A 7,381-nucleotide genomic window follows, 5' to 3' on the forward strand; every position below is an offset into this window, starting at 1 on the left:
TCTGTATTTTACTAAGATTTGTCCTACAATGCAATGAAAAGCCTAGGATGGAAATTATAAATAAGCCTAAATAGCTTGTATACAAATAAGCAATAGAGGTCTGAAATCAGGGTAGAACTAACTCTCCCTATTTCAGACCTCTATTGCTTAAATATCACACAATTCTTTAACTTACGTTTTATGACTTCTTTTGATGACTTCTTTTGACAACTTCTTCTTACTGAATATGTTCCCCTTACCGAATGAATTTACTTAATTCTTCTTATTTCTTCCATGGGGTGCAAGAAAGTCTTATTCTTCGCTCTTTTCTTCTCTCTTTTCTTCTTTCCTGTCCTCTCTTCTCATCCTGTTTCCCTTGTGGCGGAAATCCTTTTGGAACTTTCCTCCATTTTTACAGAAAATCACTACGTGGCGGAAAGGATCCTCTCCCTCGGATTTTGTGGAAATCTGACTGTCACTTTGCAGTGCGGCATGGATGATTCTTCTCTCATAAGGATTCATTGGCTCCAAATGAACAGATTTCCGGTTCTTCTTTACCTTGTAGGCAATATTTTTAGCAAGACTTCTTAAAGTCTGCTCTCTTCTCTTACGGTAATCTTCCGTATCCAGCTTTACCCGAAGATACTCGTCTCCGTGGTTTTTATTCACCACTAAAGAACAAAGATACTGTAAGGAATCCAGGGTTTGTCCTCTTTTTCCGATAAGGATGCCCATATCCGGTCCTATAAGGTTTATGTAAAGCTCATTGCTGCTGTTTCTAAATTCTGTCTGAAGCTCCACTTCCATTTCCATACCCTGAAATACAGAGTTTAAGAAATCTAAAGCAGCCTTAGTTACCGCTGCAATCTCCTCTTCGGAAAGGGGCGTAAGTTCTCTCTTCTCGGAACTTCTTCCTTCAAAGGACTTTTCCTCTCTCTTTACGGGAGCGGAAGACATAGGCGCAGGGATAGGATCGTAGCCTCCTCTGCTAAAGCCCTTAAAGCCTTCCTTCTTTTCAAACTTCCTCTCTCTTTTTTCGTCCTTCTTTTCCAAAGAAGCATTATGGGAAAATGATTTATCCTCCCCGGAAGCCTTTCTTTCTTCCCTTTTCTCAAAACTCTGAGACTTTTCCTCTACAGAAGAGCTTTCCCTTTTTCCTTCCGCTTCCTTCTTTTCAAATGCCGCTTTCTCTACTGCCGCGGGCTTTTCCGCTGCAACCTTTTCTTTTGCGATTTCCGCTTCATCCTTTTCCCAGGCTTCGATAATCCAGGGCTTTGCTCCGATACCGAATAAACCGTTGCTTCCCTGTACAATCACATTGTAGGAAATTCTGTCTGAGGTACAACCTAAAGAGATGGTTGCCTTTGTAATCGCTTCTTCTACCGTCTTTGCAGAAACTCTAAACTTGTCCATAGCTTTTCTCCCTAAGCTTTTTACTTTTTCTCTTTTTTCTCATGCTTTTCATTGTAAAGCTGTACCATGTTTGCCTTGCTGGCTAATGAGCCCTCTTTCGCATTTTGATTGTAATAGTCTGTAGATTCTTTTGTCTTCAGATTTTGCTTTGCAATCTTTTCCATACGGTTCTTCTCTTCAGAATCTTCCTTAGCCTGCATAAGCTTTAATCTGTTTTCCACGGTCTTTTCATCAATGGGAGGTAAGCCTTTTTTAGCTCTTTTTTCGTTAGCCTTTGCCATAGCATCCTGTAAAAGCTCTTCATTGGTCTTCTTTCCGAAGTACCAGTTTAAAATCAACTGCTGTAAGAGCATAAATACGGAAGAAGCAATCCAGTATAAACCGATTCCGGAAGCAAAGCTGAAGCAGAACCACACAGACATCAAAGGCATCATAACGTTCATGCTCTTCATCATCTGCTGGGACTGATCCCCCTCCTCAGTTGCGGTAGGCATGGTCTGCTTCTGCATCAGCAGGGTGGAAGCCCACTGGCTTAAGCCTGCCAAAATAGGAATTAACCAGTAAATATTTGGGGTAAATCCATAGGCAGAGGGAGCAGTGGAAAGGTTTAAGCCTAAAAAGCTGTTAATCTCTGTAGACTTTGCCGCAGCCTGCTGAATTACCTGGGTAGCAGAAGGGAAAATCTCCGGAAGCTTTGCCCACTGCGTAGGATTTAACTTATACAAAAAGTCAATGACAAAATTATGAACCGCGTCTGCATTATACTTAGCGGGGTCATCCAGACCTAAGTTGTGTAAGGTCTTTAAAATAGATTCCATACCGTTGGCTTTTCCGAAGTCCAGAAGACTTTGAGCCGCAGAGGAACCTCCGATAGCGGTAGAAACACTTTCATAAACCGCCTTTACGGAAGGAACATAGGCAGGAATGTTCATAATAATACGATACAGGGCGAAAATAATCGGCATTTGTAAAAACAAAGGCAAACACCCTGCAGTCATAGAAGTGCCGTACTTTTCATAAATGGCTTTCATTTCGGTTTGCTGCGCCATCATGGAAGCATTGTCCGTTTTGTTCTTATACTTTTCCTGTACAGCACGAATTTCCGGTTGCATAATCTGCATCATTCTGGAGGATTTTTGCTGTTTTAAAGAGGTCGGGAACAGCAAAATACGAGTTACCAAGGTAAACAGAATGATGGCCAATCCAATGTTTGGAATACCGATTCCGTCCAAGAAAAGGTAAATCCAGTTCATAATCCAGCCCAAAGCATTTACGATAAGGTTCCAGATTGGTCCGAATAAAGGCATATTGGATGTGTTTTTGGTTAAAATAATCAGATTTTGAATCAAGTTTTTCTCCCTTCATCTCTAGGGAACAGGATCATATCCGCCTTTAGCAAAGGGATTACAACGCAGTAATCGCCAGATTGCCAACAATAGTCCTTTCACACACCCGTGCTTTTGTATGGCCTCATAGGCGTATTGAGAACATGTGGGTGTGTATTTACAATGAGAATGTCCCTTCATAGGAGATAAAAATTTTTGATAAAAACGAATCATTTTTAACATCAGTTTTTTCATCAAAGCTCTCCTTCGGAATAAGCTTTTTCACAATTTTGAAAAGCTTATATCCTTATAAAACGTATTTTTTGTCCGAGTTTCTTCCTATTATAATAGGGATTTTATTTCCCTTTGGAAAAAATCAGAATTTCAGAACTTCTCTCCATTACTAAGTATATGATGCCTGCTACATAAATCGAGATAAGCAATCTCCAATTCCGAATAGCTTGCAAAAGCTACCTTCTGTCTTACGACTAAAACGATGTCTAACCCCTCTTTGATTTCTTTGTGTAATCGAAATATCTCTCGAAGCTTTCTGCTGATTCCATGACGAACTACAGAATTTCCCACCTTCTTGGAACAGGATATTCCCAGTCGGGAATAGTCTAAGCCGTTTTCCACTATCAACATCACAAAATAAGCATTGGCATAGGATTTTCCTTTTTTATAACAATGCTGAAACTCTTCATTTGACTTCATGGAAGGAAAACGTTTCATAAAATATCTCCAAGGTTGAAGAAAGACCGCTTTCCAGCGGCCTCATTTCTGTATTCTACAGGGGAAATACTCCCCTTAAGCTTTTCAAGAAAGCTTCCTTTATGTTTCTGCATTATGCAGATAATCTTGCTCTACCTTTAGCTCTTCTAGCAGACAAAACCTTTCTACCGTTGGCTGTGGACATTCTCTTTCTAAATCCATGCACCTTTGCTCTCTGTCTTGTCTTTGGCTGATAAGTCATTTTTCCCTTATGCATACGGACACCTCCCTTTTTTTAGTGTATGGCCTGAAGCCACCGATCGTTTCTCCGGGAATTATTCGTCCTTATCCGAAAGGTCCCGAATAAACTCCTAATTTTGGGTAAACATCGCAGATTATTATATAGAAAGGGCTATAAATCGTCAATACCCTTTGGAAAAAACTTATTTTCCGGAAGAAATGTGTATATCTTACCCTCTTTATCCCCTAAAAAAGGCCGGAAAATCCTGTAAAAACAGGGTTTATCCACAAATTTATGCACTTATCCACAAATTCTATCCACAAAAACATCTGTTCACCTTATCCACAAACTGTTTATAAACTGTGGATAAGTGTATAATTTTCCTTTTTTCTCATGTAAAAAGGCTTCTTTTGGCTTTATTCTGTGGATATCTCTTATTTTTATACTCCATTTATACTCTTTCCCTGTTGAATTATTCCTTTTTCTCAAAGGATGTGAACTTGCGAAAGAGGCTCTCTTGCTGTAAAATAAAAGGAACTGTCTTTTCAGAAAAAAGGGTACTTTTTTTTTGGAAAAATAGCGAGAACCCCCTTGTCGTTGATTTTAAGGAGTCTGGGAATGGCAAAAGACTTTAACCTCATAAAAGAAAAATGGGAAGAAATCCTCCTACATACCAGAGAAATAAATGAAATGCCGGATGTAGCCTATAATGTTTGGATTGCCCCTTTAAAATTATACGATTCTATCGGGGACCAACTGATTATACTGGCTGAGAGGAAGGAATTTATCAGTATGATCCGGAAACGCTATGCCGAAACCTTAAAGATTTCCATTATGGAAGTCACCGGCATTTATACCGAGATTCTCATCACCGATGAGGAAGGTTTGAAAGAACTCTATCCTAAGAAAAATCAGGAAGAACAGTTAGGACTGGAGGAGGCCTTAAAAAATGCCAACCTGAACTCCCGCTATACCTTCGACAGCTTTGTAGTAGGTTCCTCCAACGCCTTAGCCCATGCAGCCTGTGTGGCGGCGGCGGAGATGCCCGGAGAACAGTACAATCCTCTTTATATCTACGGAGGAGCAGGTTTGGGAAAAACCCACCTGATGCAATCTGTGGCCCATTACATTTTACAGCAAAACAAAAATGCCAAGATTCGCTATGTTACCTCCGAAACCTTTATTAACGAATTTGTCGACAGTATCCGTAATAAAAATAACATTTCCCCGGCGGAATTCAGAAGAAAATATAGGGAACTGGATGTTCTTCTCATAGACGATATTCAGTTTCTTATCGGTAAGGAAGGAACCCAGGAAGAATTCTTCCATACCTTCAATGCCCTCTATGATAATAGAAAACAGATTATCATCGCCTCCGATAAGCCGCCGAAGAAGATTGACAATATTGAAGAACGACTCCTCTCCCGCTTCGAGGTGGGACTCACCGTGGATATCCAGCTTCCGGATGTGGAAACCAGGATGGCGATTCTTCGGAAAAAGGAAGAACTGGAAGGCTACAACATTGACAACGAAGTCATCAAATACATTGCAGACAATATTAAGTCCAATGTCCGGGAACTGGAGGGAGCCTTAACCAAGGTGGTGGCAAAGTCCCGCCTGATTAAACAGCCCGTTACCCTAAGTCTTGCCGAGGAACTTTTAAAGGACAATATTACTCCGGCGGAGAAAAAGGAGCTTACTCCAAAATGGATTATCGAGGTGGTGGCGGAGCATCACGGCCTGAGTCTTTCCGACCTTGTTTCCAAAAGAAAGAACAAGGAAATCGTTGTTCCCCGGCAGATTGCCATGTATCTTTGCCGGGAAATGACCAGTATCCCCTTAAATACTGTGGGGGAACTGCTGGGAGGAAGAGACCATTCCACCATCATTCACGGTTGCGACAAGATATCCAAGGAATTGTCCACAAATGAACAATTACAATCCACAATAGAGGTTTTACGGAAAAAAATCTCTCCCTAATCCCCATTTTTTCCTTTCCCTTTCCACAGAAAAAAAGAAGGCTTGGAAGATTGAAAAATAAAGAGATTTTGGCAATTACACATTTCCACAGCCCCTAATAACACTACTAGAGAAAAAGAAAGAACAAAAACAAAATATCGCGAGGCTCAAAAGCGATACTTGTTAAGAATAAAATTTAGCGGCTTTTCAAAAAACTTCTACAGAATAAAAAGAAAGGACTCCTATGAAATTATCTTTTCAAAAAAATGATTTGCTTTCCACCCTGCAAGTGGTAGGGAAGGCCGTTGCTTCCAAAACCACCCTAAGCATTATGGAGTGCATCCTGGTGGACGCCACTGAGGGGCAGATTCGTTTAACAGGAAACAAAAATGATTTTGGAATAGAAAGCATTTGTCCGGGAGACATACTGGAGCCGGGAAAGATTGCCCTGGAGGCAAGACTTTTCCAAGAGATTATCAAGCGTTTACCCCAGACGGAGGGAAAGAATATTCTTCTCAGTACAGAGGAAAACGGAAATTGTACCATTCAGTGTGAAAAGTCCGTCTTTAAAATCATGGGCAGAAATCCTGAGGAATTTACCTCCCTTCCTTCCGTAGAGAAGCAGGAGATTGTGGAGATTTCTCAGTTGAGTCTCAGAAACATGATTAATCAGACTATTTTTTCCACCGCTTCCGGAGAGAACAATAAGAAGATGACGGGAGAATATTTCGAAATTACAGACAATCAATTCTCCATTACCGCCCTGGACGGACATAGAATTGCTATTCGAAAGACCGAGCTTTCCGAGTCCTATGACAACTGTTCCGCCATTGTTCCCAAGGAAGTTCTGTCCGAGCTTTCCAAAATTATCAGCGGAGGGCTGGAGGATAAGGTGGAGATTTGCTTTTCCAAGCAGTATCTGCAATTTTCCTTTGAAGACACCATCGTGGTAACCCAGCTGGTGGAGGGAGAATATTTCCATGTTCGCCAGATGTTGTCCTCCGATTACGAAACCAAGATTCGCTTAAATCGTAAGCAATTTTTGGAAAATATAGACAGAGCCAGAATCCTGGCCAGAGACAATGATAAGCAGCCTTTGATTTTAAAAATTGAAGACCAGAGCCTATCTTTGAAAATTGTTTCCGACATCGGAAGGATGGATGCGGAAATGCCGGTACAGCAGGAAGGAAAGGATCTACTCATCGGCTTTAATCCTACTTACCTGATGGATGCCCTTCAAAATATTGAAGAGGAAGAGGTGGATTTGTACTTTACTATTTCCCGCTCTCCCGTCTTTATTCGGGATCAGGAGGAAAGCTACAACTACATGATTTTACCGGTTAACTTTAATGCGGAAGCCGTAGGATGATTATCGAATCCATAGAATTACAAAATTATAGAAATATAGAAAAATTGAAGCTTCCTCTGGGAGAGAAGAACAATATTCTTTACGGAGACAATGCCCAGGGGAAGACCAATCTTTTGGAAGCCATTTTCTTTGGCAGCACCGGAAAGTCCTTTCGCTTTTGTAAGGACAAGGAGCTGATTCATTTCGGGGCGGAGGAAGCCCATTTGAAAATGATCCTGAAGAAAAAGGGAATTTCCCACAGGATAGACATTCACCTAAAGAAAAATAAAAGTAAGGGAGTGGCTATAGACGGATTTCCTGTGAAGAAAAGCTCGGAGCTTTTCGGTCTGGGAAATATCATTATTTTTTCTCCGGAGGACCTGTCCTTGATTAAAAATGGGCCAA

The 7,381-nt window shown here is 40.9% G+C and carries 8 protein-coding genes; 3 read left to right on the forward strand and 5 right to left on the reverse strand.

Annotated elements, in window-relative coordinates:
- Nucleotides 1–291: 291 nt before the first annotated feature.
- The 5 genes from jag to rpmH form a co-directional block, all read right to left on the reverse strand.
- Nucleotides 292–1,392 (reverse strand): RNA-binding cell elongation regulator Jag/EloR, encoded by a 1,101-nt coding sequence (gene jag, locus RYL27_RS01195; protein WP_314964658.1) that lies wholly within the window; start codon nucleotides 1,390–1,392, stop codon nucleotides 292–294.
- A 20-nt stretch (nucleotides 1,393–1,412) separates the two neighbouring features.
- Entirely contained in the window at nucleotides 1,413–2,738 is a 1,326-nt protein-coding gene (locus RYL27_RS01200) for a YidC/Oxa1 family membrane protein insertase (protein WP_314964665.1), read from the reverse strand.
- 21 nt (nucleotides 2,739–2,759) lie between these two features.
- Complete coding sequence (yidD, locus tag RYL27_RS01205) at nucleotides 2,760–2,972, reverse strand: membrane protein insertion efficiency factor YidD (protein ID WP_040649643.1); 213 nt, start codon at nucleotides 2,970–2,972, stop codon at nucleotides 2,760–2,762.
- Nucleotides 2,973–3,101: 129 nt separating this feature from the next.
- Entirely contained in the window at nucleotides 3,102–3,449 is a 348-nt protein-coding gene (gene rnpA, locus RYL27_RS01210) for a ribonuclease P protein component (protein WP_007158317.1), read from the reverse strand.
- A gap of 112 nt (nucleotides 3,450–3,561) precedes the next feature.
- Nucleotides 3,562–3,705 carry a 50S ribosomal protein L34 gene (rpmH, locus tag RYL27_RS01215; RefSeq protein ID WP_007158318.1) on the reverse strand — a complete coding sequence of 48 codons (144 nt, stop codon included), beginning with the start codon at nucleotides 3,703–3,705 and terminating at the stop codon, nucleotides 3,562–3,564.
- 582 nt (nucleotides 3,706–4,287) lie between these two features.
- Here rpmH and dnaA point away from each other — a divergent pair.
- The 3 genes from dnaA to RYL27_RS01230 all read left to right on the forward strand — a co-directional run.
- Nucleotides 4,288–5,649: a chromosomal replication initiator protein DnaA gene (gene dnaA / locus RYL27_RS01220; protein ID WP_314833660.1), complete on the forward strand. Its 1,362-nt coding sequence runs from the start codon at nucleotides 4,288–4,290 to the stop codon at nucleotides 5,647–5,649.
- A 223-nt stretch (nucleotides 5,650–5,872) separates the two neighbouring features.
- On the forward strand, nucleotides 5,873–6,997 hold the full coding sequence (dnaN, locus tag RYL27_RS01225; protein ID WP_314964661.1) for a DNA polymerase III subunit beta: 1,125 nt from the start codon (nucleotides 5,873–5,875) through the stop codon (nucleotides 6,995–6,997).
- Nucleotides 6,994–7,381 (forward strand): AAA family ATPase (locus tag RYL27_RS01230; protein ID WP_314964662.1); only part of this gene is annotated, 388 nt, incomplete at its 3' end. The genes dnaN and RYL27_RS01230, both read left to right, overlap by 4 nt.

It is taken from the genome of Oribacterium sinus, assembly GCF_963537195.1.
GTDB lineage: Bacteria > Bacillota > Clostridia > Lachnospirales > Lachnospiraceae > Oribacterium > Oribacterium sinus_A.

Coding starts and splice junctions, on each gene's coding strand:
- jag (WP_314964658.1), bottom strand. CDS start 1,392: ATGGACAAGTTTAGAGTTTCTGCAAAGACGGTAGAAGAAGCGATTACA.
- dnaN (WP_314964661.1), top strand. CDS start 5,873: ATGAAATTATCTTTTCAAAAAAATGATTTGCTTTCCACCCTGCAAGTG.
- rpmH (WP_007158318.1), bottom strand. CDS start 3,705: ATGCATAAGGGAAAAATGACTTATCAGCCAAAGACAAGACAGAGAGCA.
- dnaA (WP_314833660.1), top strand. CDS start 4,288: ATGGCAAAAGACTTTAACCTCATAAAAGAAAAATGGGAAGAAATCCTC.
- rnpA (WP_007158317.1), bottom strand. CDS start 3,449: ATGAAACGTTTTCCTTCCATGAAGTCAAATGAAGAGTTTCAGCATTGT.
- yidD (WP_040649643.1), bottom strand. CDS start 2,972: ATGAAAAAACTGATGTTAAAAATGATTCGTTTTTATCAAAAATTTTTA.